29 protein-coding genes and 1 tRNA gene are annotated in these 26579 nt (G+C 67.8%); 16 read left to right on the forward strand and 14 right to left on the reverse strand.

The features are described 5' to 3' along the window. Positions 1 to 428 precede the first annotated feature (428 nt). The 5 genes from I7X12_RS00120 to I7X12_RS00140 all read left to right on the forward strand — a co-directional run bounded on the left by I7X12_RS00120 (position 429) and on the right by I7X12_RS00140 (position 2632). Complete coding sequence (locus tag I7X12_RS00120) at positions 429 to 653, forward strand: DUF7557 family protein (protein ID WP_198061872.1); 225 nt, start codon at positions 429 to 431, stop codon at positions 651 to 653. After that, a complete protein-coding gene (locus I7X12_RS00125; RefSeq protein ID WP_198061873.1) occupies positions 650 to 1051 on the forward strand; it encodes a type II toxin-antitoxin system VapC family toxin in 402 nt (133 codons plus the stop codon). The genes I7X12_RS00120 and I7X12_RS00125 overlap by 4 nt, the downstream gene beginning before the upstream one ends. A 58-nt stretch (positions 1052 to 1109) precedes the next feature. Further along, positions 1110 to 1298, forward strand: coding sequence for a hypothetical protein (locus I7X12_RS00130; RefSeq protein ID WP_198061874.1), 189 nt, complete (start codon positions 1110 to 1112; stop codon positions 1296 to 1298). A 70-nt stretch (positions 1299 to 1368) separates the two neighbouring features. After that, positions 1369 to 2211 carry an aldo/keto reductase gene (locus I7X12_RS00135; protein ID WP_198061875.1) on the forward strand — a complete coding sequence of 281 codons (843 nt, stop codon included), beginning with the start codon at positions 1369 to 1371 and terminating at the stop codon, positions 2209 to 2211. A gap of 247 nt (positions 2212 to 2458) precedes the next feature. Next, positions 2459 to 2632 (forward strand): DUF7556 family protein, encoded by a 174-nt coding sequence (locus I7X12_RS00140; RefSeq protein WP_198061876.1) that lies wholly within the window; start codon positions 2459 to 2461, stop codon positions 2630 to 2632. 342 nt (positions 2633 to 2974) lie between these two features. Here I7X12_RS00140 and I7X12_RS00145 read toward each other — a convergent pair. After that, a tRNA-Lys gene (locus I7X12_RS00145) sits at positions 2975 to 3048 on the reverse strand. Positions 3049 to 3151: 103 nt separating this feature from the next. On the opposite strand from I7X12_RS00145, the gene I7X12_RS00150 reads away from it, so the two are divergent. Further along, positions 3152 to 4606: a DHH family phosphoesterase gene (locus I7X12_RS00150; RefSeq protein WP_198061877.1), complete on the forward strand. Its 1455-nt coding sequence runs from the start codon at positions 3152 to 3154 to the stop codon at positions 4604 to 4606. Between the two features lie 87 nt (positions 4607 to 4693). Beyond that, positions 4694 to 5143 (forward strand): DUF5799 family protein, encoded by a 450-nt coding sequence (locus I7X12_RS00155; RefSeq protein WP_198061878.1) that lies wholly within the window; start codon positions 4694 to 4696, stop codon positions 5141 to 5143. Between the two features lie 25 nt (positions 5144 to 5168). On the opposite strand, the gene I7X12_RS00160 is transcribed toward I7X12_RS00155, so the two are convergent. Both I7X12_RS00160 and I7X12_RS00165 read right to left on the reverse strand, forming a co-directional pair. Continuing rightward, the gene (locus I7X12_RS00160; protein WP_198061879.1) at positions 5169 to 6149 is read right to left on the reverse strand and encodes an isocitrate/isopropylmalate dehydrogenase family protein; all 981 of its coding nucleotides are present in this window, start codon (positions 6147 to 6149) and stop codon (positions 5169 to 5171) included. Positions 6150 to 6214: 65 nt separating this feature from the next. Continuing rightward, positions 6215 to 6886: a cyclase family protein gene (locus I7X12_RS00165; RefSeq protein WP_198061880.1), complete on the reverse strand. Its 672-nt coding sequence runs from the start codon at positions 6884 to 6886 to the stop codon at positions 6215 to 6217. Positions 6887 to 7031: 145 nt separating this feature from the next. Between I7X12_RS00165 and I7X12_RS00170 the strand changes: the two genes are divergently transcribed. Then, complete coding sequence (locus tag I7X12_RS00170; protein WP_198061881.1) at positions 7032 to 10196, forward strand: methyl-accepting chemotaxis protein; 3165 nt, start codon at positions 7032 to 7034, stop codon at positions 10194 to 10196. A gap of 153 nt (positions 10197 to 10349) precedes the next feature. Here the strand turns inward: I7X12_RS00170 and leuD are convergent, their stop codons facing one another. From leuD to I7X12_RS00205, 7 genes are all read right to left on the reverse strand, one after another. Continuing rightward, positions 10350 to 10970 carry a 3-isopropylmalate dehydratase small subunit gene (gene leuD / locus I7X12_RS00175; RefSeq protein ID WP_198061882.1) on the reverse strand — a complete coding sequence of 207 codons (621 nt, stop codon included), beginning with the start codon at positions 10968 to 10970 and terminating at the stop codon, positions 10350 to 10352. After that, positions 10967 to 12388: a 3-isopropylmalate dehydratase large subunit gene (gene leuC / locus I7X12_RS00180; RefSeq protein ID WP_198061883.1), complete on the reverse strand. Its 1422-nt coding sequence runs from the start codon at positions 12386 to 12388 to the stop codon at positions 10967 to 10969. Before leuC ends, leuD begins: the two co-directional genes overlap by 4 nt. After that, positions 12385 to 12621, reverse strand: a complete 237-nt coding sequence (locus tag I7X12_RS00185) for a hypothetical protein (protein WP_198063745.1) — start codon at positions 12619 to 12621, stop codon at positions 12385 to 12387. Before I7X12_RS00185 ends, leuC begins: the two co-directional genes overlap by 4 nt. A 91-nt stretch (positions 12622 to 12712) precedes the next feature. After that, the gene (gene ilvC, locus I7X12_RS00190; protein ID WP_198061884.1) at positions 12713 to 13711 is read right to left on the reverse strand and encodes a ketol-acid reductoisomerase; all 999 of its coding nucleotides are present in this window, start codon (positions 13709 to 13711) and stop codon (positions 12713 to 12715) included. Next, positions 13704 to 14360, reverse strand: a complete 657-nt coding sequence (gene ilvN / locus I7X12_RS00195) for an acetolactate synthase small subunit (protein ID WP_232342954.1) — start codon at positions 14358 to 14360, stop codon at positions 13704 to 13706. The genes ilvC and ilvN overlap by 8 nt, the downstream gene beginning before the upstream one ends. 1 nt (position 14361) lies before the next feature. Further along, positions 14362 to 16191, reverse strand: a complete 1830-nt coding sequence (gene ilvB, locus I7X12_RS00200; RefSeq protein ID WP_198061885.1) for a biosynthetic-type acetolactate synthase large subunit — start codon at positions 16189 to 16191, stop codon at positions 14362 to 14364. A gap of 306 nt (positions 16192 to 16497) precedes the next feature. Beyond that, positions 16498 to 17754 (reverse strand): LeuA family protein, encoded by a 1257-nt coding sequence (locus I7X12_RS00205; RefSeq protein ID WP_394355618.1) that lies wholly within the window; start codon positions 17752 to 17754, stop codon positions 16498 to 16500. A gap of 530 nt (positions 17755 to 18284) precedes the next feature. On the opposite strand from I7X12_RS00205, the gene I7X12_RS00210 reads away from it, so the two are divergent. From I7X12_RS00210 to I7X12_RS00220, 3 genes are all read left to right on the forward strand, one after another. Continuing rightward, on the forward strand, positions 18285 to 19115 hold the full coding sequence (locus tag I7X12_RS00210) for an SDR family NAD(P)-dependent oxidoreductase (RefSeq protein ID WP_198061886.1): 831 nt from the start codon (positions 18285 to 18287) through the stop codon (positions 19113 to 19115). A gap of 1 nt (position 19116) precedes the next feature. Beyond that, positions 19117 to 19776, forward strand: a complete 660-nt coding sequence (locus I7X12_RS00215; protein WP_198061887.1) for an alpha/beta hydrolase — start codon at positions 19117 to 19119, stop codon at positions 19774 to 19776. Positions 19777 to 19866: 90 nt separating this feature from the next. After that, on the forward strand, positions 19867 to 20808 hold the full coding sequence (locus I7X12_RS00220; RefSeq protein ID WP_198061888.1) for a ring-cleaving dioxygenase: 942 nt from the start codon (positions 19867 to 19869) through the stop codon (positions 20806 to 20808). A 45-nt stretch (positions 20809 to 20853) separates the two neighbouring features. On the opposite strand, the gene I7X12_RS00225 is transcribed toward I7X12_RS00220, so the two are convergent. Further along, complete coding sequence (locus I7X12_RS00225) at positions 20854 to 21819, reverse strand: VOC family protein (protein WP_232342956.1); 966 nt, start codon at positions 21817 to 21819, stop codon at positions 20854 to 20856. A gap of 69 nt (positions 21820 to 21888) precedes the next feature. Next, the gene (locus I7X12_RS00230) at positions 21889 to 22431 is read right to left on the reverse strand and encodes a DUF1684 domain-containing protein (protein WP_198061889.1); all 543 of its coding nucleotides are present in this window, start codon (positions 22429 to 22431) and stop codon (positions 21889 to 21891) included. Between the two features lie 210 nt (positions 22432 to 22641). On the opposite strand from I7X12_RS00230, the gene I7X12_RS00235 reads away from it, so the two are divergent. From I7X12_RS00235 to I7X12_RS00250, 4 genes are all read left to right on the forward strand, one after another. Beyond that, entirely contained in the window at positions 22642 to 22824 is a 183-nt protein-coding gene (locus I7X12_RS00235) for a hypothetical protein (RefSeq protein WP_198061890.1), read from the forward strand. Between the two features lie 115 nt (positions 22825 to 22939). Next, positions 22940 to 23242 (forward strand): DUF5779 family protein, encoded by a 303-nt coding sequence (locus I7X12_RS00240; protein WP_198061891.1) that lies wholly within the window; start codon positions 22940 to 22942, stop codon positions 23240 to 23242. Positions 23243 to 23321: 79 nt separating this feature from the next. Next, the gene (locus I7X12_RS00245) at positions 23322 to 23999 is read left to right on the forward strand and encodes a hypothetical protein (RefSeq protein WP_198061892.1); all 678 of its coding nucleotides are present in this window, start codon (positions 23322 to 23324) and stop codon (positions 23997 to 23999) included. A 99-nt stretch (positions 24000 to 24098) separates the two neighbouring features. Then, positions 24099 to 24509 (forward strand): hypothetical protein, encoded by a 411-nt coding sequence (locus I7X12_RS00250; protein WP_198061893.1) that lies wholly within the window; start codon positions 24099 to 24101, stop codon positions 24507 to 24509. A gap of 30 nt (positions 24510 to 24539) precedes the next feature. Here I7X12_RS00250 and I7X12_RS00255 read toward each other — a convergent pair whose 3' ends face one another. Beyond that, entirely contained in the window at positions 24540 to 24749 is a 210-nt protein-coding gene (locus I7X12_RS00255) for a ribbon-helix-helix domain-containing protein (protein WP_179908359.1), read from the reverse strand. 118 nt (positions 24750 to 24867) lie between these two features. On the opposite strand from I7X12_RS00255, the gene I7X12_RS00260 reads away from it, so the two are divergent. Next, on the forward strand, positions 24868 to 25293 hold the full coding sequence (locus tag I7X12_RS00260; protein WP_198061894.1) for a hypothetical protein: 426 nt from the start codon (positions 24868 to 24870) through the stop codon (positions 25291 to 25293). A 17-nt stretch (positions 25294 to 25310) separates the two neighbouring features. On the opposite strand, the gene I7X12_RS00265 is transcribed toward I7X12_RS00260, so the two are convergent. Further along, entirely contained in the window at positions 25311 to 26483 is a 1173-nt protein-coding gene (locus I7X12_RS00265) for a M24 family metallopeptidase (RefSeq protein ID WP_198061895.1), read from the reverse strand. Positions 26484 to 26579 lie beyond the last annotated feature (96 nt).

A 26579-nucleotide genomic window follows, 5' to 3' on the forward strand; every position in this document is an offset into this window, starting at 1 on the left:
CGGCCCGCGACGTGGGAGTGTGTCGCCCATGAGTCTCGGCAGCCGCAGCTGGCAGCCGAGTGAAGACCTCCCAAACCGTCTCGGCGGCCCGGAAACGCTGTCGATGCCCGACGACTGGACGCTCTCGACCCCTGACAGCGCGCACAGACCGAGACGGACGAGGACGGCCCCATCAACGACGCCGAGCGGATGGTCCAACTCAGCGACGGCGAGAGCGGACGAGTTGACGGTTCGCACGCTCCGCGACAGCGTCGCCTACGGATGTTCCACGCCTACGACGGATACACCCTCTCCAACGTCAGGAATCGACTGCGCCACTCACGGCTGTCTACGACGGAGCAAAAATACGACCACTTCGATAGTGTGTGAACGGATCGACTGGCTGTGACGGCGTAAGAGATACAAGAGCTTGTACACACCGTATACGTATGAGCACTATCAGAGTCAGCGACGACGTGAAAGAGCGTCTCCGAGACCTGAAACGGGACGACGAGAGTTTCAATGACCTGCTTGACCGACTCAGTCGGAGCGAGAAGGATGTCGAGGAGATCGCGCAATCGTTGGGTGCGATCAACGACGGTACTCTGGGAGAGCGGATGGAGGAAGCCAACGACGAACTGAACGAGTCACTCGAACGGCGCACCGAGAAATGATCGTCCTCGACAGAGATGTTCTAGTCAAACTCACCGAATCGGAGGCTGAGGTAGTCCAGCACCTACAGCAGTACAACACTGAGGAGTGGACGATCCCCTCGCTCGTCGCGTGGGAGTCGTACAAGGCTCAGTCGTCGCGGTCGGAGATGCTCCGGATACAGAGCACGCTTCGAGAGAACTTCGATCGAGTCCTCCAGTTCACCGACGAGACGGCACTGGAGGCTGCATATCTGGACGAGAAGCTACAATCGCAGGGCGTGTCTCTCGACTCCGTCGACCTACTGAACGTGGCGACGGCTCACGCTCGAGGTGGCACGTTCATCACCCACAACAAGCGATATTTTGATACGCCAGCGTTGCACGACCTCGTCGACGTAGACGTAGTCCGTACCGAGTGAGTTCATCCACGCAGCCGTTCGCTACCGTTTTCAGCGAGGGAACCGACGTCCGGAACGTATGCCAGAGGGAGAGTACCACGGCTATACGGCCGGCCAACTACGGATAATCGCGGGGACGACGATAGCGCTCACGCTCGCGCCGCTCGTCTTCTCGCCGGTGGACGGGTGGAATCTCCACCGGTTCGCGTTCGCGCTGGGCTGTGGCACGCTCGCGGCGCTCACGGGACTCGCCTTTCACCGACTCTGACCGCGCACGAACCTCCGGTATCAGTACTTACAATCCGCCGCCCTCCCAACGCGGAGTCGGTGACACTTCTATGAGCGACGTTCCGACGCAGACGCTGGCGAACGGCGACGAACTCCCGCAGGTCGGGTACGGCACGTGGAACATCGACGGCGAAACCGTGAAAGAGGGCGTCCACGCGGCCCTCGAGGCCGGTTACGCCCACGTCGACACGGCGGAGGGGTACGAGAACGAAGCCGAGATCGGCGAGGCGCTGACCGATTACGACCGCGAGGACGTGTTTCTCACGTCGAAGGTACTCGCGAAGAACCTCAACTACGACTCGGTGATCGAGTCCTGTCGGGACTCGCTCGACCGGCTGGGCACCGACTACCTCGACCTGTACCTGATCCACTGGCCCAATCCCGCGATCTCGCTGCGAGAGACGCTGGACGCGATGGCGACGCTGCACGACGAGGGGCTCGTCCGGAACGTCGGCGTGTCGAACTTCAGCGCCTACCAGCTCAGCTGTGCCCACCACATCTCGGACGTGCCGATCGCCGTCAACCAGATCGAGTTCCACCCGTGGCTCCAGCGGCCCGACCTCGTGGAGTACTGTCGCGAGACCGACACGGTGATCGAGGCCGCGGCGCCGCTGGCCCGCACCGAGGTCTTCGAGGACGAGGCCGTCCAGACGCTGGCCGACGAGTACGACCGCCACCCCGCCCAGATCGTGCTGAAGTGGGCGACCGAGCGCGACGTCGTCGTCCTGCCCAAGTCTTCCGCACCCGAACACGTCGCGTCGAACGTCGACCTGTTCGGTTGGTCGATGGCCGACGAGGACCTCGAGACGCTCGACGGGCGCGACCGCGACGAGCCGGTGTACGACCACCCGGCGCGCGATTGGTCGAGCGACGTCTACGGCATCCACCAGTAATCGGCTCCGACTAGTCGTCTAACGCCGCTTCTCGCTCCGGTCCCGCGTGGCGCTCGGCCGCGAGTCGCACCTTCTCGTCCCGACCGCGAACCCTCCTGCCCCATCCGCGACCACTGCGATCGCTCGCGTCCACCTCTGGAAGAGATATCGAGACGCGAGTTTAACGATGCCGACTACATCTTTGGATCTGTGCCACTATCCCACCCAAACCAAAACATTCATGATACTATCTGGTGAATATCTGGGTATGAGCACCGATGTGCGGTCGTTCGAGGAACGATCGGTGGACGAGCGGGAGATCGTCGCGGCGGTCGACGAGGCCGACGGGACGGCCCGGTTCGTCGTCGCCGATATCGCCCGCGAGGAGGCGTGGCTTTCGGCCCCGGAGAGCGACGCCTGTTCGCTCGACGAGTGGCGGTAAGTCGGTCGACGCGCGCGTCGGAGATGCTTTCGGTTTCACGAGGCAGGGCGGGCGAGAGAGACCCGACACTCGTGGGTCACGGACGCAGAGAGAACGGGCCGGATGGGATTTGAACTACGCCCAGACGTGCTCGCTTCGCTGCGCGCGACTGGTCGACTTCGAATCCCTTTCGTGACGCACGGCAGGTGCTCGCGAATTGCGAGCGTCAGAGTGAACCGACCGGAAAGGATTTGAACCACCGAAAGACGCTCGCCTCGCTACGCCCGGCGACTGCGACTTTCCTGATTCAAATCCCGCCGTCCGATTCGCTCGACGGTTCGCGTTGCTCACCGTCTTACTGTACGGGCCGGAAGGGATTTGAACCCCTGACCGTCTGATTAAGAGTCAGACGCTCTGCCGGACTGAGCTACCGGCCCACGAATTCGACTTACGCAGGTTGATTGAAATACGTTACTGTTCGGGTATCGGGGGAACCGAACAAGGGGGAATTATATGCGTCGTCGCCTTTGAGGTGACACTATGAGTGCCGGCATCACGATGGCGTCGATGTCCCGCTACGCCATCCTCGGGTGTGGCAGCGTGGGCCACGCCGTCGCCGAGGAACTCGTGGGCGAGGGCAAGAGCGTCGAGATCATCGACCGCGACGAGGGACGGGTCGAAGCGCTGCGCGACCAGGACCTCGACGCCAACGTCGCCGACATCCGCGACGAGTCGGTCGTCGACGCGGTCGCCGACTGCGACGTCGTCCTCATCATGTCCTCCGACGTCGAGGCCAACTCCGCCGCTGTCGAGAACCTCCGCACCCGCGGTGACGACCACTTCATCGTCGCCCGCGCCTCCGACCCCGTCTCCGCCGACGAGCTCACCGAACTCGGTGCCGACGTGGTCATCAATCCCTCCGCCGTCATCGCCGACTCCGCACTGCGCGCCCTGGAGACCGGCGAACTGGAGTACAAGGCCCGCAACCTCGCCGAAGTCATCGACGACACGGATGGCCGGATGGCGATCCTCGTCCACCGCAGCCCCGACCCCGACTCCATCGCCAGCGCCGCGGCCCTGCGCGACATCGCGGCCAGTCGCGACGTCGAGGCCGACATCGTCTACGAGGGCGAGATCGGTCACCAGGAAAATCGCGCGTTCGTCAACCTGCTCGGGATCGACCTGGTCTCCCGGGACGAGGTCGAGATGGACGACTACGGAACCGTCGCGCTCGTCGACTACGCCAAAGGTGGCGCGCCGACGGCGGCCGAGGCGATCGACATCCTCGTCGACCACTACGAGAAGGAAAACGACGAGGTCGACGCCAGCTTCGAGGACGTCCGTTCGAACGTCTCGGCCACCTCCACGATCCTCACCAAGTACATCCAGGAACTCGACCTGAATCTCAGCCAGGAGGTCGCCACCGCTCTCCTGTACGGCATCCGCGCCGAGACGCTCGACTTCAAACGCGACACGACGCCCGCCGACCTGACCGCAGCGGCCTACCTCTACCCGTTCGCCGACCACGACACGCTCGAACAGGTCGAGTCGCCGTCGATGTCGCCGGAGACGCTGGACGTGCTCGCCGAGGCCATCCGCAACCGCGAGGTCAGCGGCTCCCATCTGGTCTCCAACGCCGGGTTCATCCGCGACCGCGACGCGCTCGCCCAGGCCGCCCAGCACCTCCTCAACTTGGAGGGGATCACCACGACCGCCGTCTTCGCCATCGCCGACGACACCATCTACCTGGCCGCCCGCTCGAAGGACATCCGGATGAACATCGGGAAGGTGTTGGACGACGCCTTCGGACAGATGGGCGAGGCGAAGGGCCACTCCACCGACGCCGCCGTCGAGATCCCGCTGGGCATCTTCACCGGTATCGAGACCAGCGAGGACAACCGCGAGACGTTGCTGCAACTCACCGAAGAGGCCGTCCGGAAGAAGCTCTTCGACGCGATGGGCGTCGAGTCGAGCGGCGAGGGCAACGGGAGCTGACGCCGCGACGGGCTCGGTCGCCCGGTCGACGGTTCCGTGTCCGGATCGAGCGGGAGATACATACCGGAGAGCGTGTTATTCGGAGGCATGAGCGACTCAGCGTGGAGCGACCGGATCGTCGGCGAGCGGATGCAGACCGACCAGGAGTTCGCCGAGAAGGTCGCCGCCTCGAACTTCTCGCGCCAGCAGTGGGGCCTCGTCATGACCGCCGTCGAGTTCGAGATCGAGAACCCCGACGACCTCGACTCGGCTCGGCTGGTGGCGGACACGAGCAAGGTCGAGAGCATCGTCCCGGAACTGGAGAAGGTCGACCAGGCGAGGGGGATGGCCGCGGGTGGCGGCCGGCAATCCGACGACTCCGGCGGCCTCTTCGACGGCGTGAAGGACGCGCTCGGGCTCGGCGGCGGGGACGACGACATCGACCGCGAGCAACTCGCCGCGGCCGAGGAGATGGCACAGATGTACGCCGGCGACCTCCAGGAGAAGCTCGAATCGAAGGGCAAGTGGGAGGACGTCTGCGTGCTCGCCCGGGAGTGAACGGCCCCGTCTCGTGGGACAGGCCTCAGAGGCGGTCGACGACGGCCGCAGTCACGTCGTCGGTGCCCGCGTCGCCGCCCAGATCGGGCGTCCGCGGCCCGTTCGCGAGGACGTCCTCGACGGCCTCGCGGACGGCAGCGGCCTCGCCGCCGTAGTCGAGGTGGTCGAGCAACATCGCCGCGGAGAGGATCATCGCGGAGGGGTTGGCGACGCCCTCGCCGGCGATGTCGGGCGCCGAGCCGTGGACGGGCTCGAACAGCGCGTTGTCCTCGCCGACGTTGGCGCTCGGCAGGAGACCGAGCCCGCCGACCAGGCCGGCCGCCAGATCCGAGAGCATGTCGCCCGCGAGGTTCGGGCAGATGACGACGCCGTACTCTTCGGGGTGCATGACTAGGTGCATCGCCAGCGCGTCCATCAGCGCCGTGTCGTAGTCGACGTCGAAGGAGTCTCCGACTGCCTGAGCGGTCTCCAGGAACAGCCCGTCGGTCTCGCGCATGACGTTGGCCTTGTGGGCGATAGTGACGTTCTCGAAGCCGTTCCGGTTGGCGTAGCTGAACCCGAACTCGGCGATCTCGCGGGAGGCGTCCTCGGTGATCACGCGCGTCAGCGTGCGGACGCCGTCGTCGATCTCGGCTTCGATGCCCGAGTAGACGCCCTCGGTGTTCTCGCGGATAAACACGATGTCGGTGTCGGGCTGGACGGCGTCGAGGCCGGGGTACGACCGCGCGGGGCGGACGTTGGCGAACGAGCCCACCACGTCGCGCAGCGGGAGGATCACGTCGGCGGCGGTCTCGCCGGCGGCACCGAACAGCGTCGCGTCGGCGTCGGCGGCTAGCTCGCGCGTCTCGGCGGGCAGCGCTTCACCGGTCGCTTCCTTCACGGCGTCGCCCGCGTCGCCCTCGACGAAGTCGAAGTCGACGTCGACCGCTTCGAGCACGTCGACGGCCGCCGGCGTGACTTCCTGTCCGATCCCGTCGCCGGGGATCACGGCGATCTCGTGAGTCATGGGGCTAACTCCTCCGGGTGCCGAAAAGAGGGTGTCGATGTCTCCCGGCTCGGACCCTCGTCGCGTCAGCGCGACTCGCTGTCGACCGTGCGCGCGACCGCCCGGACCGGCGAGGCGTCGGCATCGCCGAACCGGAGCGGATAGGCCTGGAAATCGAACCGCTCTGGGAGCCGGTCGAGTCCACGGAGGTTCTCGACGATCAACCGGTCGGCGTCGAACAGCCGTCCGTGGACGGGGAACCCGTCGGGCTCGTCGTCGCCCGCCCGCTCGGTCGGCGTCGGGTCCGGGTTCCCCGTGTCGACGCCCAGGTCGCAGTCGTGGTCGGCCAGCCACGCGGCGGCCTCGGCGGCGAGATACGGGTGGTCGAGGTACCTGTCGTCGCCCCAGTGGCGGTCCCACCCCGTGACGACCGCGACGAGGTCGACCGACTCGGGGTCGGCGGCCAGCGCGGCCCGGAGCGCGTCGAGGCCGACCCGCTCGCGGTCGTCGAGCGGCCGGAGATCCGCCGCGGCGGCGTCGAAGGTGAACCGCTCGACGGGGAACTCGTCGAGCGACGGGCCGTCGGTGAGGTGCGCGGGCGCGTCGACGTGGGTCCCCGCGTGGGAGTCGAGATCCAGCCGCGTCGTCCGGTAGCCGTCCGACGACCGGGTCGCGCTCGGCTCCACGGACACGGGCTCTGTTCCCGGGTACACCGGCATGTCGGTCGCCAGCGAGTGCGAGAGGTCGAACGATGTCACTGCCGAGTGTACGCTCGCCGGAGTGAAATGCGCGCCGACCGCGCCGCTGGCGGGCAGCCGGCGGGGAGATGGAAGCCATCGATCGATATCACGGCTGATAACTGATGAATCAGACATAAGCGATCCGGCGATAGCTGGAGTGGTAATGAGACTGAGTGCGAAACTCATCCTCGTCTTTCTGGTGGTTTCGCTGATACCGACGGCGGTGGTCGGGGTGACGGCGAACCAGTCGATGACGGACCTGAGCGAGCAGTCCCAGCGCGCGAGCGCGGCGTCGCTGGAGGCGCAGGTGACCGGCGAGCTGAACAACAGCGTCGAAGCCCGCGCCGAGGAGATCGGGAACCTCCTCAACGAGCGGCGGGCCGACGTGAAGTCGCTGGCCGGGACCGCCGCGGTCGCGGACTACTACGCCGCCAAGAGCGGCGAGTCGAGCGAGGCTCGCGAGCGCAGCGCGCGCCAGCTCGGCTACGTCGCGCTCCAGGTCCGCGACGCCGTCGAGAGCACGACCGAGACCCTCCTCGCCGAGCGCTACGACGGCCGGGCCTGGTCGGACCTGAGTGCCGACGAGCAGCGGGCCGTCGAGGCGGCCGTCGAACGTCGGATCGCCGGCACCGCCGGCAACGGGACGACCGACGAAGGCGCCCTCGCCGACACCTTCCGTCCCGGCTACGTCGGCGAGACCGGCTACGCGACGATCACCGACCGCAACGGGAGCGTCGTCGTCCACCACGAGGTCGGCGACGGGGAGCGTCTCGGCAACGGCGTCGGCGGGCTGTCGCTGGTCTACGACGGTATCGACCGGACGGTCCGCTCCGAGGAGCGGATCCGCGAGGGTGACGACTGGGCGACCGAGACGTACACGACCACGGACACGACGGAGGCGGGCGGCCCCGAGGAGACGCGGGTCCTCTCCTACACGTACTACGACCGGTTCGACTGGGTGATCGCGCCGAGCGTCTTCGCCCACGAGTTCCGCCAGGGCGGCGTCGCCGACGCCCGGTCGAACATCGCGGCCTCATTCGAGAGCGCGCTCTGGACCCAGACGATGACGGTCGACGGGCAGGACGTCCAGGCCTACCGGAGCCTGCGCCTCACCGACGCCGACGGTCGGGAGATCGTCGGCGTCACCCGCACCGACACGGGCTCCGTCGACGTCTCTGAGAACGGGACCTCCTACGCGGACGCGAGCTGGTTCTCCAGAGCGAAAGGCGCCCGGCCCGGTCGGGTCGTCGTCGGCGAGATCACGATGCGGAACGGGGACCAGCGCAACATGCTCGCGACGCCGGTGTACCACGACGGCCGCCTGTCTGGGGTCCTCGCCGCGGAGTTCAACTACCACCACGTCACCAACATCACCAACAGCGTCACGGTCGCCGAGTCGGGGTACCTCTACATCGTCAACGACCGAGGGGAACTCGTCAGCTATCCCCGCGAGTCGCTGCTGCGCGAGAAGGCCAACCTCGCGCAGGGCGCGCTCGGCGACTCGCTGGCGACGATCGTCAACGAGCGGATGCTTCAGGGCGAGGCCGGGATGGCGACCTACGGTCTCGGGAACGACACCGACGCCGCTCAGCGCTACATCGGCTTCCGCCCGCTCGACGTGGGCGAACGAACCTACACGATGGTCGCGACCGTCCCCGAATCCGACGTGACCGACCCCGCGGCCGCGCTCGGCGCGCAGCTCCGCGCGGAGGCCGACGCGACCCGCCAGACGATCCTGCTCATCCTCGGGGCCGTCCTCGTCGGCGTCGTCGTCACGGGCTACGGACTGGCGCGCTATTTCGCCAGACCGATCGAACAGGTCCGCGACCACGCCCAGCGGCTCGCCCGCGGGCAGTTCGACGAGGAACTCGACGTCGACGCCGGCAACGACGAGATCGGCGAGATGGTCACCGCGTTCGAGGAGATGCACGACAACCTCTCGGTGGCCGCCGCCCAGGCCGACGCGCTGGCCGACCAGGAGTTCGACGCGCCCGTCCTCGACGAAGAGGTGCCCGGTCGGCTGGGTACCGCGCTGACGACCATGCACGAGAACACCGAGGCGTTCGTCGCCGATCTCGACGAGGCCCGCAGCGAGGCCGAGGCCGCCCGCGAGGAGGCCGAACAACTCGCCACCGATCTGCAACGACAGGCCGGGGAGGCCGCGGAGGTGCTCGAACGCGCCGCCGACGGTGACCTGACCGCGCGGATGGACGCCGACCGTGATAGCGAGGCCATGCGAACCATCGCCACCGAGTTCAACGAGATGCTCGCCGAGCTGGAAGACACCGTCGTCGACATCAAACGATTCAGCGACGAGGTCGCCGGCGTCAGCGAGCAGGTCTCGCGCGGATCGAACGAAGTGTCCTCGGCCAGCCAGGAGGTCGCCGAGTCCATCGAAGGGATCGCCGCCCGGGCCGCCGAGCAGACCGGGAGCCTCGAAGAGGTCTCAGGGGAGATGAACGATCTGTCGGCGACCGTCGAGGAGATCGCCTCCTCCTCCGACGAGGTGGCCGAACTCTCCGCCGAGGCCGCCGTCGACGCCCGCGAGGGGACCGACCTCGCCGAGGACTCCATCGACATGATGGAGACCATCGAGACCCAGGCCGACGCGACCGTCGACGAGATGGAACGCCTGGAGAACGAGGTCAACCAGATCGACGAGATCGTCGCGCTCATCGACGACATCGCCGAGCAGACCAACGTCCTCGCCTTGAACGCCTCCATCGAGGCCGCCCGTGCCGGCGAAGCGGGCGACGGGTTCGCCGTCGTCGCCGAGGAGGTCAAACAGCTCGCCGAGGAGACGAGCGAGGCGACCGACGAGATCGCCGGCCTCATCGACGGCGTCGAGTCCTCCACCGCCGAGACCGTCGACGACATGCGCGAGATGCACGAAGCGGTCGCGGACGGACGCGAGACCATCGACGAGAGCCTGCACACTCTAGAGGAGATCGCCGACCGCGTCGAGGACGCCAACACCGGCGTTCAGTCCATCAACGACGCCACCGACGAGCAGGCCGCCTCCGCCCAGGAGGTCGTCGCGATGGCCGACGACGTGGCCGACGCGAGTCGCGATACCCGCTCGGAGGCTCAGGAAGTCGCCTCCGCCGCCGAACAGCAGACCATGACCGCCACGCAGATGGCCGGTACCGCCGACGAACTCGACGATCTCGCCGACCAGCTGCGCGAGCAGCTCGACGAGTTCACCGTCGACGACGGGAGCGGCGTCGGAGCGGACGACGACCCGGCGTTGGGCGACGGTGACGGGAGCGAGCCGGCACTGGATAGCGGCGACGGCGACGACCTGAACGCCGCGGCCGACGACGACTGACGACCGTTCGCGCGCGGACTTCCGGCTCAATTTCCCCGCGGAGTCGCGACTGGGCAGTAGCGAGGCTCAGCGGTCGCGAGAACGTGGTCGAGCAGACGGTTCGAAGCGATACGGTCGACAAAACGCTGACGGGATCGCCCCGTATCGCGTCGGTCAGTCCGCCGATTCGAGGTACGGCAGCGAGCCGGCGGTCGCCTCGATGGCGTTCCGGTTGGCCTTCATCAGCGCGGTGGTGTCCCAGTTGCCCTCGACCAGCGCCTCGCGCTGGGCGCGGTCGACGCTGACGCTGATCTCGTTGTTACCGTACGTGACCGTCTCGGCGCGCACGTCGACCTCGATCTCGCCGTCGGGGTTGTCGTCGACCCACTGCTGCAGGGCGTTGATCGTCTCGTGGTCGGCGGTCACGGTCGGAATGCCGAGCGCGAGACAGTTGCCCGCGAAGATCTCCGCGAATCCCTCGCCGATGATGGCGTCGATGCCCCAGCGCATCAGCGCCTGCGGGGCGTGCTCGCGGGAGGAGCCGCAACCGAAGTTGTTGTTGACGACCATGACGTTGGCGTCCCCGAAGCGCTCCTCGTTGAACGGGTGGTCTTTCTCGTTGTCCTCGTCGTCGAAGCGCAGGTCGAAGAAAGCGAACTCGCCCAGGCCGTCGAAGGTGACGACCTTCATGAATCGCGCCGGGATGATCTGGTCGGTGTCGATGTCGTTGCCGCGGATCGGGATACCCGACCCCTCCACGTAGTCGACCGACGGGATGTCCTCGGTGCCGCTCATTGGACGGCCACCTCCTCCAGGTCGCGCACGTCAGAGACTTCGCCGGTGATCGCCGCCGCGGCGACCATCCGCGGGTTCATCAGAACGGTCCGACCGTCCTTGGAGCCCTGGCGGCCGACGAAGTTCCGATTGGAGGAAGAGGCACACGCCTCGTCGCCCTCCAGCTGGTCCTCGTTCATGCCGAGACACATCGAACAGCCGGCGTTGCGCCAGTCGAAGCCGGCCGCCTCGAAGACGTCCTTCAGGCCCTCTTCCTCGGCCTGCCGCTGGACGCGCTGGCTGCCGGGGACGACGAACGCGCGCACGTCGTCGTCGACCTCGCGACCCTCGACGATGCGGGCCGCGCGGCGCAGGTCCGGCAGGCGGGCGTTCGTGCAGGAGCCGAGGAAGGCCACGTCGATGTCGTAGCCGTCCATCGTCTCGCCGGGCTCGACGCGCATGTGGTCCTGGGCGCGCCGAGCCGTGTCGACCTTGTCGTCGGCCAGGTCCTCCGGCGCCGGGATCGGGTCGTGGATGCCGATGCCCTGGCCGGGCGTGGTACCCCAGGTGACGACCGGGTCCAGCTCGCTCGCGTCGATGCGGACCACGTCGTCGTACTCGGCGTCGTCGTCGCTGCTGATGGACTCCCAGTACGGCTTGAGTTCGTCGAACTTCTCGGGGTTCTCCTGGAAGTAGTCCGTCTCCTCCAGCCACTCGAAGGTGGTCTCGTCGGGGTTGACGTAGCCCGCGCGGGCGCCGCCCTCGATGGACATGTTACAGATCGACATCCGGCCCTCCATGTCGAGGTCCTCGATGGCCTCGCCGGCGTACTCGTAGACGTAGCCGACGCCGCCTTCCGTGCCCAGGCGGCGGATGATCTCCAGGATGATGTCCTTGGCCTCGACGCCCTCGCCGAGCTCGCCGTCGACCTGGATCTTCCGGACCTTCTGTTTCTCCATCGCGATGGTCTGGGTGGCCAGCACGTCGCGGATCTGGGAGGTCCCGATCCCGAACGCGAGCGCGCCGAACGCGCCGTGGGTGGAGGTGTGGGAGTCGCCACAGACGATCGTCTTTCCGGGCTGAGTGAGCCCCTGCTCCGGGCCGACGACGTGGACGATGCCCTGCTCGCCGCTGGTCGGGTCGAGGAAGTCGATGCCCGCGTCGCGGACGTTCTCCTCGAGTTCGGACATCATGTTCTCCGCGGCGTCGTCGCCGTACGGTCGCGACTGGTCGGCCGTCGGGACGATGTGGTCGACCGTCGCGAGCGTCAGATCCGGGCGCGCGACCTCGATGTCCCGTTCGCGGAGCATCCCGAACGCCTGCGGGCTGGTGACCTCGTGGATGAGGTGCAGCCCGACGAACAACTGGTCCTGTCCGTTGGGCAGCGTCGTTACTTTGTGCCGATCCCAGACCTTGTCGTACAGTGTTCCCTGACTCATACTGTGTCCGTTGGCTCCTCGTTGCCCCGCTGGAAGACGCGATTGGCGTCTTCCGCGTCGTCGTCGGGGTGCTCGTGGTCGACGTCTCGCATCCTCTGCGTCGACTCCTCGTCCGTCTCCTCGACCGCGTTTCGCTCGCCCCCGTCGGCGGCCACCGCCGGCCCCCGCTGGAAGGCGAAATCGTCGCCGAAGGCCTTCCCGGTGTGGGGATTGGTGTGGCTGAACTCGCCCATCGTCGCCTTCGGGGCGGCGTCGCCGACGGTGTCGGTCGTCGTCTCGGTCGTGTGTGTCGTGTCCTCGTCTGTCATCTGTCTCGTGTGTCCGCTACTCCTCGTCGGCCCACGCGAACAGCTCGCGCAGGCGCCCGCCGACTTCCTCGATCTGGTGGTTGGCTTCCGCGTCGCGGTACTGCTTGTAGGCCGGCCGATGGGCCTGGTTCTCGTTGATCCACTCGCGGGCGAACTCGCCGTTCTGGACGCCTTCGAGGATCTCGTCGAAGCCGTCGCGGTCGATTATCTCTTCACCACGCGTGAGCCCGCCGTACTCGGCGGTGTCCGAGACGGAGTTCCACATCTCCATGTGGCCGCCCTCGTACATCAGGTCGACGATGAGTTTTAGCTCGTTCAGGCACTCGAAGTAGGCCATCTCGGGCGCGTAGCCCGCGTCGACTAGCGTCTCGAAGCCGGCCTTGACCATCTCGGTGACGCCGCCACAGAGGACGGCCTGCTCGCCGAAGAGGTCGGTCTCGACCTCTTCTTTGAAGGTCGTCTCGATGACGCCGGCGCGGGCGCAGCCGATGGCCTGCGCGTAGGCGAGCGACTGTTCCTTCGCGCTGCCGGTCGCGTCCTGCTCGATGGCGATGAGTCCGGGGGTCCCCTCGCCGCGCTTGTACGTGCGACGGACGAGGTGACCGGGGCTCTTCGGGGCGACCATCGTCACGTCGACGCCCTCCGGCGGCTCGATCTGGCCGTAGTGGACGTTGAAGCCGTGGGCGAACTGGAGCGTGTCTCCTTCGTCGAGTCCGTCCTTGACGGCCTCGAAGACCGCGGGCTGGACGGTGTCCGGGACGAGCATCACGGTGATGTCCGCCTCGGCGACGGCGTCGTCCGGCACCGCGACGCGCAGGCCGTCGGCTTCGGCTTCCTCGCGGGAGGCCGACCCCTCGCGGAGGCCGACGACCACGTCGACCCCGCTGTCGGCGAGGTTCTGGGCCTGTGCGTGACCCTGGCTGCCGTAGCCCAGGATAGCCACTGTCTTGTCTTCGATGTGCGATGCGTCGGCGTCGCCGTCGTCGTAGACGGGTACGGTGAAGTCGTCAGTCATCTGTAGCTGTCTGAGGGGTCTCGCCCGCCTCTGATATCGTCTCCGCTTTCCGTCGCGTGTCTTCGAGTACGTCCGCGCCGCGCTCGACCGCCGCCGCGCCCGTGCGGACGACCTCCTGCACGTCGAACTGGTCGAACGCCTCGACCGCCGCCTCGATCTTCTGGTGGCTACCGGTGATCTCGATCGTGATGGTCTCCGGCGAGGCGTCGACGACGTTGCCGTCGTACATGTCCGCGACGGCGTTCACGTCGTCGGGGTTCTCCCCGTCGACCTTCACGAGGATCAGCTCGCGCTGGACCGCCTCCGGTTCGAGTTCCTCCACCGAGATGACCGGCACGAGCTTCTCCAGCTGTTTTTTCGCCTGGTCGATCCCCGGCTCGGGCTCCTCGATGACGATCGTCATCCGCGCGACTTCGGGGTCGTCCGTCGCGCCGACGGTGAGGCTCTCGATGTTGAACTGCCGACGGCTGAAGAGGCCGGAGACCTCCGCGAGGACGCCCGGCTCGTGGTTCACTAACGTCGACAGCACCGCCTTGCGCGGCTGGTGCGTGGCTTCCGCCTCGGGGTCGATGCGAATGCCTTGCGAGTTCCGTCGGCCAGTCGGTCGCATCCGTTCCTCGGGATGCGGCCCGTCCATGCCTTGTGTCATCTCAGAGATCACCCAGTTGGTCGCCGTTCAGTGCGAACAGTCCGTTGTCCCCGCCGCTGGGGACCATCGGGTAGACGTTCTCCGCGGGGTCGATGATCGCGTCGATCACCGCCGGGCCGTCGTAGTTGCGCGCCTTCTCGATGACCTCGTCGACCTCCTCGGGGTCCTCCAGGCGGAACCCCCGGGCGCCGAAGGCCTCGGCGAGCATGTCGAACTGCGGGATCCACGGGTACTCCGAGGCCATCCGCCGGCCCTCGTAGAAGCCGTCCTGCCACTGGCGGACCATCCCGACCGCCTCGTTGTTCAGGACGACGTACGTGATATCGAGGTCCTCCCGGACGGCCACGGAGAGTTCCTGGACCGTCATCAGGAAGGATCCGTCGCCGTCGAAGCAGACGACCTCCTGGTCCGGTGCGGCGATCTTCGCGCCGATGGCCGAGGGGACGCCGTACCCCATCGTGCCCAGCCCGTGCGAGGAGACCCACGTCCGGGGCTCGGTGAACGTCCAGAACTGACTGGCCCACATCTGGTGTTGGCCGACACCGGTCGTGACGATGGCGTCGTCCTCGGCCAGCTCGGAGAACCGCTCGACGACGTACTGCGGTTTGAGCGGCTCGTCGTCGGGCGTGTCGTAGGTCATCGCGTACTCGTCCTTCCAGGTCTGGCACTGCTCGCGCCATTCGACGTACGCCTCTGGCGAGCTATCGGTCGCCTCGTAGGCGACGGGCATCGCGTCGTCGAGCTGGCGCAGGACCTGCTTGGCGTCGCCGATCAGCGGGTAGTCCGCCTCGACGTTCTTGCTGATCTCGGCCGGGTCGATGTCGACGTGGACGATGTCGGCGTCCGGCGCGAAGGTCTCGACACCGCCGGTCAGGCGGTCGTCGAACCGGGTCCCGACCGCGAGCATGCAGTCGGTGTTCGTGATCGCCATGTTGGCGTAGCCGGTGCCGTGCATGCCGGCCCACTCCAGCGAGAGCTCGTGGTCCTCCGGGAACGACCCGATACCGGGCATCGTCGTGACGACCGGGATCTCGTAGTCGGTGGCGAACTGCCGGAGTTCGTCGCTGGCGTCGGCCTTGATGACGCCACCGCCCGCGAGGATGACGGGGCGCTCGGCGTCGGCGAGCGCCCCGGCGGCCGCGTCGACCGCCTCGGCGTCGGCCTCGGTCGGCGGGTTGTACGTGTCAGGCGTCTCCGGTTCGCCGGGGAACGCGTCGGTCTCGCCCTGAGTCACGTCCTTGGGCAGGTCGACCAGCGTCGGCCCCTGGCGGCCCTCGTCGGCCAGCGCGAACGCCTCGCCGACCTCGGTGCCGACCGTGTCGGCGTCGGCGGCGAAGTAGCTGTGCTTGGTGACCGGCTGGGTGACGCCGACGGTGTCGGTCTCCTGAAACGCGTCGTTGCCGACGAAGTTCGTCGGGACCTGCCCCGTCAGCGCGATCACGGGGTCGGAGTCCATCGACGCGTCCGCGAGGCCGGTCACGAGGTTCGTCGCGCCCGGGCCGGAAGTCGCCAGGCAGACGCCCGGCTTGCCCGACACGATGCCGTAGGCGTCCGCCGCGTGGGAGGCCCCCTGCTCGTGGGCCATCGTGACGTGGGTCAGTTCCTCTGAGTCGTACAGCGCGTCGTAGACGGGCATGATCGCCCCGCCCTGGACGCCAAAGAGCGTCTCCGCGCCGGCCTGTTCGAGCGCCGCGACGACCGACTCCGCGCCCGTCGACACGGTGTCTTTGGTCGTCGTCCCGTCTCCGGGCAGGTCTGTTGTCTCCGCCGTCTGTTCCTCGGTGTCCGTCCGTTCGCCCTCCGGTGGCGACACTGGTGTTTGCTCGCTCATATGTTGTGTGATCGTCGTATCCGCTGTGCGTCGAACCGATGCGTCCGCCGAGAATGAAACGCTGTAGGTGTGGGGGCTAGGAAGCCCCTACGATACGAACGCGAAGCGCGCCGCTGAGCGCGAGTTCGGTCGTCTCGGCGCCAGCGGTCGGTGTCATCACTACGGAGTCGTGTACACCGGCGGCAATAAATTTTCCGTGTCCGGCGCGCGGCTGCGCCGGCCGGCCGCCGCGGCGTCGCCCGCGCGGCTCGCGGTGACGGTAGCTCACGCTGTGTGCGCTCGGCGGCCGTGGAGGCGGGCATGGTCCTACGCCCGGACCTCCTCTTCCTCGACCTCGCGGTCGACGCCGACGTCCTGGGCGAACTCCTCCAGGACCTCCATGGTGACGCGGTTGTCGTCCGCGCCGAACTCCTTGACGCGCCGGGTGATCTCGCGTACCTCCTCGTCGGTGGGTTCGTACTCCGCGTCGATCAGCCGCTCCCTGACGGAGTGCTGACCGGTGTGCTTGCCCAGGACGAGTTCGCGCGAGGCCCCGACCATCTCCGGGGTCATGACCCCCGGCTCGAACGTGTCGGAGTTCTCGATGACGCCGGCCGCGTGGATCCCGCTCTCGTGGGAGAAGGCGTTGCGGCCGACGACCGGCTTGTTCGCCGGCACCGGGATGTCGCTCTTGCCCTCGATGATCCGGGAGATCTCCGTGATCCGCGTCGTGTCGATCCCCGTGTCCACGTCGTACAGCGACTCCAGGGCCATCACGACCTCCTCGTAGGCCGCGTTGCCCGCGCGCTCGCCGATGCCGTTGACCGAGACCTGCGCCTGCGATGCACCGGCCTCGAAGCCCGACAGCGCGTTGGCCGCCGCCAGCCCGAAGTCGTCGTGGGTGTGGACGTCGATGTCCGCGTCGGTGCGGTCGACGACCTTCGCGATCATGTCGCGGAACCGGCCGGGCGTCGCCACCCCGCAGGTGTCCGGGATGTTGATCCAGTCGGTGCCCGCCTCGGAGACCGCGTCGACGACCTCCATCAGGAACGCCTCGTCCGTTCGGGTGGCGTCCATCGGCGAGAACATGCACTGCACGCCCGCCTCTTTGACGCGCTCGACCGACTGGACGGCGCGCTCGACGGCCTGCTCGCGGGTCGCGTGCATGGAGTCTTCGAGCTGTACGTCGCTCGTCGAGACGAACACGTGAACCAGCTCCACGCCGGAGTCCAGTGCCGCTTCGACGTCTTTCTCGACGACCCGGGCCAGCCCGCAGGTCGTCGTCGAGGTCGATTCCGCGATGTCGCGAACGGCCTCGAATTCCGCGTCGGAGTTGACCGGGAAGCCCGCCTCGATGACGTGGGTTCCCATGTCGTCCAGCACCGCCGCTATCTCCCGTTTGTCTTCGTAGGAGAACGACGTGCGTGGTGACTGCTCCCCGTCGCGGAGCGTGGTGTCGAAAATACGTGCCTCGTGAACTTCCGAGGTACTATTTAAAGTACCCTGGAAGAACTCGATCCGCCGGCGAAGCCGACGTGCCCTCTGTATTGGACATTGTACTCCTACCTGTTCTCTCGGAGGCAATAAAGGCTCCGCTCGGGGCGTTCGTGCGGTAGCCTGTGGCAGGGCGTAGTGAGTCCCGGTTGCTGAGCGACGCTGAAGGAGTGAAAACGGCTCGCCCCGAGATGGGGCGAGACGGGTGGGTGTGGGGATCCCCCCGATCCCCCGAACGAAGTGGATGGCTTCGTGCCCGTGTGTGCGGGCAACTCGCTCGTTCGATGCGGAGTGGTATAGCCGTTCGCCCAATTTGTTTAGGGGATACTCCCGGCGAACCGCCGAAGTGAGAAAACCGGGCACGGGGGGAGCGCCCGGAAGATGGTTGGGGTGTCTGCACTGTGGGGGGAAGGGGTAGGATGCAGACGAAGTCAGCTTCGAATCGAGCGAAGATAAATACGGACCAGCGGTTTCAGCCCGCGAAAGAGTGATAGTGGGGACCGATCGTGGCGGAAGCCGATCCGGGGTGGAACCGACCACTCCCTCCCCACTCGCGGGGAGCGACCGCCTCGTCGCGCGAGGGAATACACTCGAGTGACTGGCGACAAGATCCTCCGGATATGAACGGTTTAGCCGGGCAGACGGCACTCGTCACCGGAGTGGGATCGGGCATCGGACGGGCCTCGGCGCTCCGGTTCGCCGAGGAGGGCGCGAACGTCGTCGTCGCCGATATCGACGTCGAGGGCGGTCGCGAGACGGTCGACCTGATCGAGAACGCCGGCGGCGACGCGACGTTCGTGGAGGTCGACGTGTCCGACACCGCGTCGGTCGAGCGGATGGTCGACGCCACCGTCGAGACCTACGGGAGCCTCGACTTCGCGCACAACAACGCCGGGATCCTCACCGACTTCGTGGAGACGACCGGCATTTCCGAGGCCAACTGGGACCGGATCGTCGAAGTCAACCTCAAGGGCATCTGGGCGTGCATGAAGGCCGAACTCCCGGCGATGGAACGCACGGGCGGCGGCGCGGTCGTCAACACCGCCTCGGAGGCCGGCCTCGTCGGGATGGGCGGACTCTCCAGTTACTCGGCCAGCAAACACGGCGTCGTCGGGCTGACCAAATCGGTCGCGCTGGAGTACGCCGAGCGCGACATCAGGATCAACGCGATCGCCCCCGGGCCGACGAAGACGAACATCCAGTCGGGAATCGTGGGCGATTCGGGCGGCACGTCGATACTCGGCCGGATCCGGTCGGTCGTGGGGACCGTCCGGATGGCCCTCCGGACGCTCCGCGCCGACTTCGACACCTCGGCGATGCGGGACGTGCCGATGGGGCGGATCGCCGACCCCGAGGAGATGGCCGGCGCCGTCGCATTCCTCTGTTCGACCGACGCCTCCTTCGTCACCGGGACGACGATCCCCGTCGACGGCGGGCAAGCGGCCGACTGAGATGAGGGGACCTCACCGAAACCAGCGACGCGTCACCGCCGGCGCGCCGCTCTCCGTGGCCGATGCCGCGGCCGTCCTCGTCCACGGCCGCGGCGGGAGCGCCGACGGGATGGTCGCGCTGGCCGACGAGTTCTACCGCCACGGCCTCGCGCTGGTCGCGCCGAGCGCACGGCGCAACCGGTGGTACCCGAGCCCGTTTCTCGCACCTCGGGAGGCCAACGAACCCGAACTCTCCTCGGCTCTGACGGCGGTCGCAGACGCGGTCGAGACGGTGGTCGAGGCCGAGATACCACGGGAGCGCGTGATCGTCCTCGGGATCTCCCAGGGCGCCTGTCTGGTCGCCGAGTTCGCCGCGCGGGCTCCTCGCCGGTACGGCGGCGTCGTCCTCTCCAGCGGCGGTTTGATGGGCCCCGAGATCGGCGACTACGACGGGGACCTCGCCGGAACCCCCGTTCTCGTCGGCGGACACGAGGGAGACCCGAACGTACCGATAGACCGCGTCCGCGAGACGGCGAGCGTCTTCGAGTCGCTCGGCGGGGACGTGCGGACGCGGATCGAACCGGGCGAGGACCACGGGATCACGGACGCCGAGCTCGCGGCTGTAGGTGCCCTGGTCGGCGAGCTCCTGAGCGACGCGGAGCGGGCGGGCACGGGTCGCTGAACCGGATGCGATCTCCGAGCTCGCGGTCCGGCGTGGCGGGTTGAGTGTGCCGGCAGAGGGGGTATCCTGGTCGACCTCGAATCGGCCCCAATGCCTGCAGATATCCCCGGTATCCACCACGTGACGGCCGTCGCGAGCGACCCCGGCCGCACCCACCGGTTTTGCTCGGAGACACTCGGGCTACGACTGGTGAAACGCAGCGTCAACCAGGACGACGAATCGGTGTATCACCTCTTCTACGGCGACCGGAGCGGGACGCCAGGAACGAACATGACGTACTTCCCCTATCCGGACGCCCAGCTCGGGCGCGTCGGTACCGGGCAAGTGACGACGGTTCAGCTCCAGATACCGGCCGGATCGGTCGAGTACTGGACCGACCGGTTCGAATCGGAGGGCGTCGACCACGAGCCGCCACGCGAGCGCTTCGGCGACCGGGTGATCCCGTTCGCGGATCCCGACGGCCTCCCGCTGGAACTCGTCGCAGACGGGGACGCGGCCGAGAGCGACCCGCCCGACGGACCCGTCCCGGACCGGCACGCCATCCGCGGCTTCTTCGGCGTCACCCTCTCGCTGGCGACTGCCAGAGGCACGGGCAGCCTGCTCGAGACGATGGGGTTTCAGCCGACCAGGAGCGAGAACCACCGCCAGCGGTTCCGAACCAGTGGGGATCTGGGCACCGTCGTCGACGTGCTCGAAGACCCCGAAGCCCCGCGGGGCGAGTCGGGCATCGGAACGGTCCACCACGTCGCGTTCCAGGTCTCCGACGCCGAACAGGCCCAGTGGCACGACGCCCTCGTCGAGCGTGGGCTCCGCCCCACGCAGATCATCGACCGCAAGTGGTTCGAGTCGATCTACGCCCGGACCGCCGGCGGCGTCCTCTTCGAGTTCGCCACCGTCTCACCCGGTTACACCGTGGACGAGCCCGTCGACGAACTCGGCGAACGCCTCGTCCTCCCCGAGTGGCTCGAAGACCGACGCGAAGCGATCGAAGCCCGCCTGCCGGATCTGTCGGTCACCCCACGTAGAGCCTGAACGGGACCGCATCGGCCCGACGACGTCGCCGACGGCGGTGGCGACTCAGTCGTCGAACGGCGGCAGTTGCCCCTCGATCATCCCGCGGTCCTCCGCCAGCCACGGCGGGAGCACGAGGTCGCGGCCGGGGTCGGGTTCGCGCTCGTCGACGCCGAGTCCAGGTCGCTCGGTCGCCAGTTCGAACAGGACGCCGCCGCCGTCGCGGACGTACAGCGACTCGAAGAAGTGGCGGTCTTTCACCCGCGACACGTCGAGGCCCCGCTCGTCGAGTAGCTCGCGCCACTCTCGGAGCTGCTCGCCGCTCTCGACGCTCAGCGCGACGTGGTGGATCGACCCGCGCCCCTCCTTGCCGTACTCGGCGTCGTCGGTCAGCAGGTCGACGGTCGATTCGCGGCCGTCTGGAAGCCGATACCGGACGGTTTCCGCCCGCTCGGCGACGATCTCGAACCCGAACGTGTCGAGCAGGCTCGCCGTGACGTAGGGATCCGCCGAGCGGATCGAGACGCCGTGGACGCCCCGGACCGCGTGTTCCCCGGGGACCGACCCCTCCGGCGACTCGTCGGTCCAGGGATGGTCGGCTCCCGCGTCGAGGTCGGTCGGTCCGGTCTCGTCGGCCGCCACGCCGACGAGTTCGAGCGACGTGCCGTCGGGGTCTTCGAACGCCAGGATCGGCTCGCCGAACCGTTCGATACGGTCGACGGTCACGCCGCGCTCGGCGAGTCGATCCTGCCAGAACTCCACCGAGTCCGCGGGTATCCGAAGCGTCGCGGTGGTGATGTCGGGTTTGCCGACCCGGCCGGGCTCTTCCCGCGGGTACGTGAAGAAGGTGAGCACCGAGCCCGGCGTCCCGCGCTCGTCGCCGTAGTAGAGGTGGTAGACGAACGGCTCCTCGAAGTTGACCGTCCGCAGGAGAAAGCGCAGCCCCAGCGTCTCCGCGTAGAACCGTCGGTTCTCGGTGGGGTCGCCCGCGACCACGGACACGTGATGCACGCCGAGCGTGTCAGAAAGCACTGACTGGAGTACGGCCCGCTCCGGGATAAGCCTATCAGCACCGACCGTTCGGACGGCGACGACGCGACCCTACTCGTGGCGTTCGCCGGCCTCGATCGTCGTCTCGAGCCAGTTCTCCTCGGGCGGGTACGGGCAGGAGAAGGTCTCGCTGAAGGCGCAGAACGGCGAGTACGCGAGGTTGAAGTCGATCGTCACCTCGTCGCCGTCTTCGAGGTCGCGGTCGGGTTCGAGTTCCATGTAGCGGCCGCCGTCGTAGGTCTGCTGGCCGGTCGTCTTGTCCCGGAACGGGACGAAGATGGCCTGGTCTTCGGGGCCCTGTTTGTAGCCGTCGAGTTCGTACGACTCGCCGTCCAGGTCGAACCCGAAGGTGACCACGCGCTCGTAGCGAACCGTCCGGCCGTCGGAGGTCTCCATCTCGACGGGATCGGGCTGGTCGTGGACGGTGACCGTCGCGTCGACGCGGTAGTCGGCGTCGGGGTCGAAATAGTCCAGGCCGTCGAAGTCGTCGCGGTCTTCGGGCGGGATCGGCGATTGGGGGTGTTCGTCGAGGAACTCGTCTTTCTCGGCCCGGTTCGCTCGCAGCCGTTCGGCCCAGTCGTCGGTGTCGCTCATACCCGCGATTGCCGCCGCCGCGGTTTGAGTCCGGCGGTCGGCGGAGACTCCTGGCCCGCGTGGCGGAGCGGTCTACCGCTCGGGGCCCGCCTCGTCCGGCCGCGACCTTATCAACTCGGAGACGAAAGCCGATCCATGGACGGAGACAGTGGGGGCGGAACGGGACACACTTCGACCGGAGGCACGACGGACGGTGAAGTGAGGAGTAGCATGACCGCCGAGGGGGCGGATTCGAACGATATCGGGGCCAAAGACCTCAAAGCGTTGGGGTACGACGTCGAGGTCGACGAACCACGACAGGAGTCCCCGGACTCTGGAACGTCGGCTCGAAAGCACCTCCTGTACCTCGTGATCGTTCTGGTCGCACTGGCGGTCCTGCTGTCCGCCCTGTGATGGCACCGACGAGGATCCGCCCGGAGAGCGAGAGCCTCGGTGAGCCACTCGGACGCGATCCGGATCTCTCTCGAGGGCGCACACCTTTTTCTCGGTCGACCGTGAGGTGACGGATATGAGCGAGATCGACCTCGACCTCCAGACGGTCGAGGAGGAACTGACCGACGAATCGGGGGACGGAGACGGCGGCGGTCGAGTCGTCCTGGGCGTGCTCGACGGGACGACGCCCGACGAGGAGTGGATCGAAGTCGTCGAGGACGGTGGGACGCTGGTCCTGTCGATCGAGGGGGACGTGAACGAACTGGCCGCCGGGTTCGCGACCGACGTGCGTGAGATCGACGGCGACCTGATGCAGTTCCGCGGCTTTCTCGTCGTGACGCCGCCCGGCGTCGGCATCGATACCAGTCGACTGGACTGACGACGGGTCGGTGAACCGCCTCGCGCCGCCCAACTCGTGAGCGTCGTCGCTTATGTGTCCGGCGCGCCAACACTGGCGTATGCCGATGAAAGGATCCGGGCGGTCGACGTCGTGGCGGGAGATCAACCGGTGGGACGGCGGCACCAGCTGGCTCGCGTACCCCGACGAGGAGATGGAGCGGGCGAGCCACGCGCTGGTCTCCGACGGCGACGTGTGGCTCGTCGACCCCGTCGACGTCGAGGGCCTGGACGAGACCCTCGCCGAACACGGCACCGTCCGCGGGGTCGTACTCCTGCTCGACCGGCACAAGCGCGACGCCGAGACGCTCGCACGCCGTCACGAGGTGCCCGTCTACGTTCCGGAGTGGATGGACGACGTGCGCTCGGATCTGTCGGCGCCAGTCGAGCCGATCCGACGGAGCCTGGGCGACAGCGGCTACGACCTGCACAAACTGATCGACAACCCGGTCTGGAAGGAGGGCTTTCTCTACGACGAGGACTCGAAGACGCTGGTCGTCGCCGAGGCGGTCGGCACGTCGTCGTACATGCGCACGAGCGACGAACGGCTCGGCGTCCACCCCGCGCTCCGACTGAAACCGCCGAAAGCGCTCGGACGCTACTCGCCCGAGCGGATCCTCGTGGGGCACGGCGAGGGTGTGATGACGGGTGCGGCCGACGCACTGGCCGACGCCCTCGCCGGGTCGCGCAAGCGGACGCCGCGGCTGTACGCCCAGACCGCTCGGGAGTTCCTGTTTTGAGCCGGCGCCGTCTCGGCCCCAGTCACGACGTCGAGGGCCGCCGACGCGACGAGGCACGCGAACGACGGAGTTTTGCCGGGTGCGGTGAATAATCCACTCGTGGTCTACGCGACGCGCGGACTGGTCGAATCCTGTCTCGGGTTCGCACGGGAGTCCGACCCCGACCCGGTGACCATCTCGCTGTCGGTGACGCCCGCCGAGGAGTTACCCGGCGCGGATCTACCGCCGGACACTCCCGTGTTCACGCACTTCTACTACCCCGATTCTGCGGGGTCGGTGAACTTCGTCTTCGGCGTCGACATGGGGACGCCGGTCGGCCAGACCCAGGCGCGGTTCGTCTCTCACCCCAACGGCGAGCTGCGCGTCCGCCAGCGCGACGACTTCCACGAGCGCATCTTCGTCGCCGTCCCGCCGTGGGACGAGGACTCCGTCGCGGTCTTCGACCGCGGGGGCGAGGAGCAGCCGCTGGAACTGCTCGACGTGGAACCGCCCGAGGAGTTCCCGGAGTAGCGACCCGCCGGGGCCGCCCGACGCTCGCCGTCAGTCCAGATAGCCCAGGTCTTCGAGCTGGTCGGCGATCTCCGAGAACTCCGCCTCGGTCAGCTCGCCTTGCTGCTGGTTCTGGATGACGATGCTCCGCAGGAGAAAGCGGACGAGGTCGCTCGTCGAGGAGAAGCTCGTCCCCTCGATGGTCTCGTCGACGCGGTCGGCCAGGTCTTTCGGGATGGAGACGGTGGTGTAGTCGGTCATGTCCGCGGGATGGGCGGGACTGGGGTTAGTCGTTGTGGCTGGGCCCGGGCGCAGACGGTCGGGGTTACCACCCGTCACGCCACAAGAACTACCCACCGGGCGGGCGAACGTCGAGGGGATGCCCTCCAACGACGAATCGCAGACGCTCCGCGCGGACATCGTTCGACGCTGGAAGGAAGAACTGTTCTCGGCCGACACCGTGGTCGCGGCGGTCGCCGTCGCGGTGGCGATCCCAGCCGGCCTCGCGGCCGCGGTCGTCGTCGGCGGGGCGGCGATCTACCCGGTCTGGTTCGCGACCGCCGCCGGCCCGAGCCTCGGCTACTGGCGCGGGATGCGGATCGAGGTCCCGATGGGCACCGCCGCGAAAGTCGGCGGTGCGATGGCGCTCGCGACCGCGGTCGTGGCGAGCGGGGTCGTCTCACTGGCGCTCGCCCTCGATGGCGGCCAGGGGGCGGCGGTCGTCGCGGGCGCCGTCCTCGGCATCCTGTTCAGCGGACTCGCCAGCCGGTTCGCGTTCCACCGGCTCGCGGGCGAGACGGTCTGATCGGCCGCTCGGACGGTTCAGACCGTCAGCTCGACGCGGTAGTCGGTCAGGTTCTCGTAGCCGTCCTCGGTGACGACGACCAGATCCTCGATGCGGACGCCGCCGACCGCCGGATCGTACAGCCCCGGCTCGATCGTGACGACGTGGCCCGGCTGTAGCTCCTCGCCGCTGGGCGCCAGGCTCGGCCCCTCGTGGACGTCGAGACCGACGCCGTGGCCCGTGGAGTGGATGAACCCAGTCTCGGTGCCCTCGTCGCTGCGCAGGGTCGGCTCGCCGGCGTCCTCGTACACGTCACAGGCGGCGTCGTGTACGTCCGCGCCGGTCGCGCCCGGTTCGACGGCGTCGAGGGCGGCGCGATAGGCTTCCTCGGTTAAGTCGTACCACTCCCGGACGCGCTCGTCGGGCTCGCCCTTACAGAAGGTCCGGGTCATGTCGGCGTGGTACTTCGTCGCCTTGTCCTGCGGGAAGATGTCGATAATGATAGGTTCACCGGCTTCGAGCGGGCCGCTGCCGCGGTCGTGAGGGTCGGCGGCGTCGGCGCCGCAGGCGACGATCGTCTCGTCGAGCGCGCAGCCGTGTCGGAGCAGCGTCACCTCGATCTCCGTCTTGACCGCCTCGCTCGTCAGCGGCTCGCCGTCGTGATGGAGGATCCCGTCCTCGACGACCGCATCGGCGATCAGGTCCTCGGCGGCGTGCATCGCCGCCTCGTTCGCCAACTGGGCCTCGCGGACGTTGTCGACCTCCTCGTCGGTCTTGACCGCGCGGATGTCCGAGACGGTGTCTTCGGGGTCGACGGTGACCGAGACGTCGAGGTCGCGCAGGCCGTCGGCGGCGTGAAGCGGGAATCGCGGGGGCGCGGCCACGCTGTCGACCCCGTGGGCGTCGAGGAAGTCGGCGAGCGAGCGGTAGGTGGCCTCACGGGGGCCGTACTCCTCGCTGTAAGCGGCGTAGCCGTAGTCGATACCGCGTTCGACGCTTTCGGCGCGGGCCTCGCGCTTGGCGCGACCGAACTCCAGGCTACGGAGGAAGAACAGTCGCACGTCGCCGTCGTAGAGGGTGACGAACGGGTCCGGCGCGTCGAAGCCCGAGAGGTAGTACTGTGTCGAGTCCGTCGAGTCGGCGTGGACGAGGTAACCGTCGACGCCCTGCTCGTCGAGAAAGGCGTCGAGCGCGGTGAGATCCGGGTCCATACCCCCAGGAAGCACCGCCCGCGGTAAATAGCGTACGCCGCGTGCAAACGAGCCGACAGCTGCGCAGAGACCAGTCGCGAGCGGTCTCGACCGTGC

Origin of the sequence: Halosimplex litoreum, from assembly GCF_016065055.1 — an archaeon.
Lineage (GTDB): Archaea > Halobacteriota > Halobacteria > Halobacteriales > Haloarculaceae > Halosimplex > Halosimplex litoreum.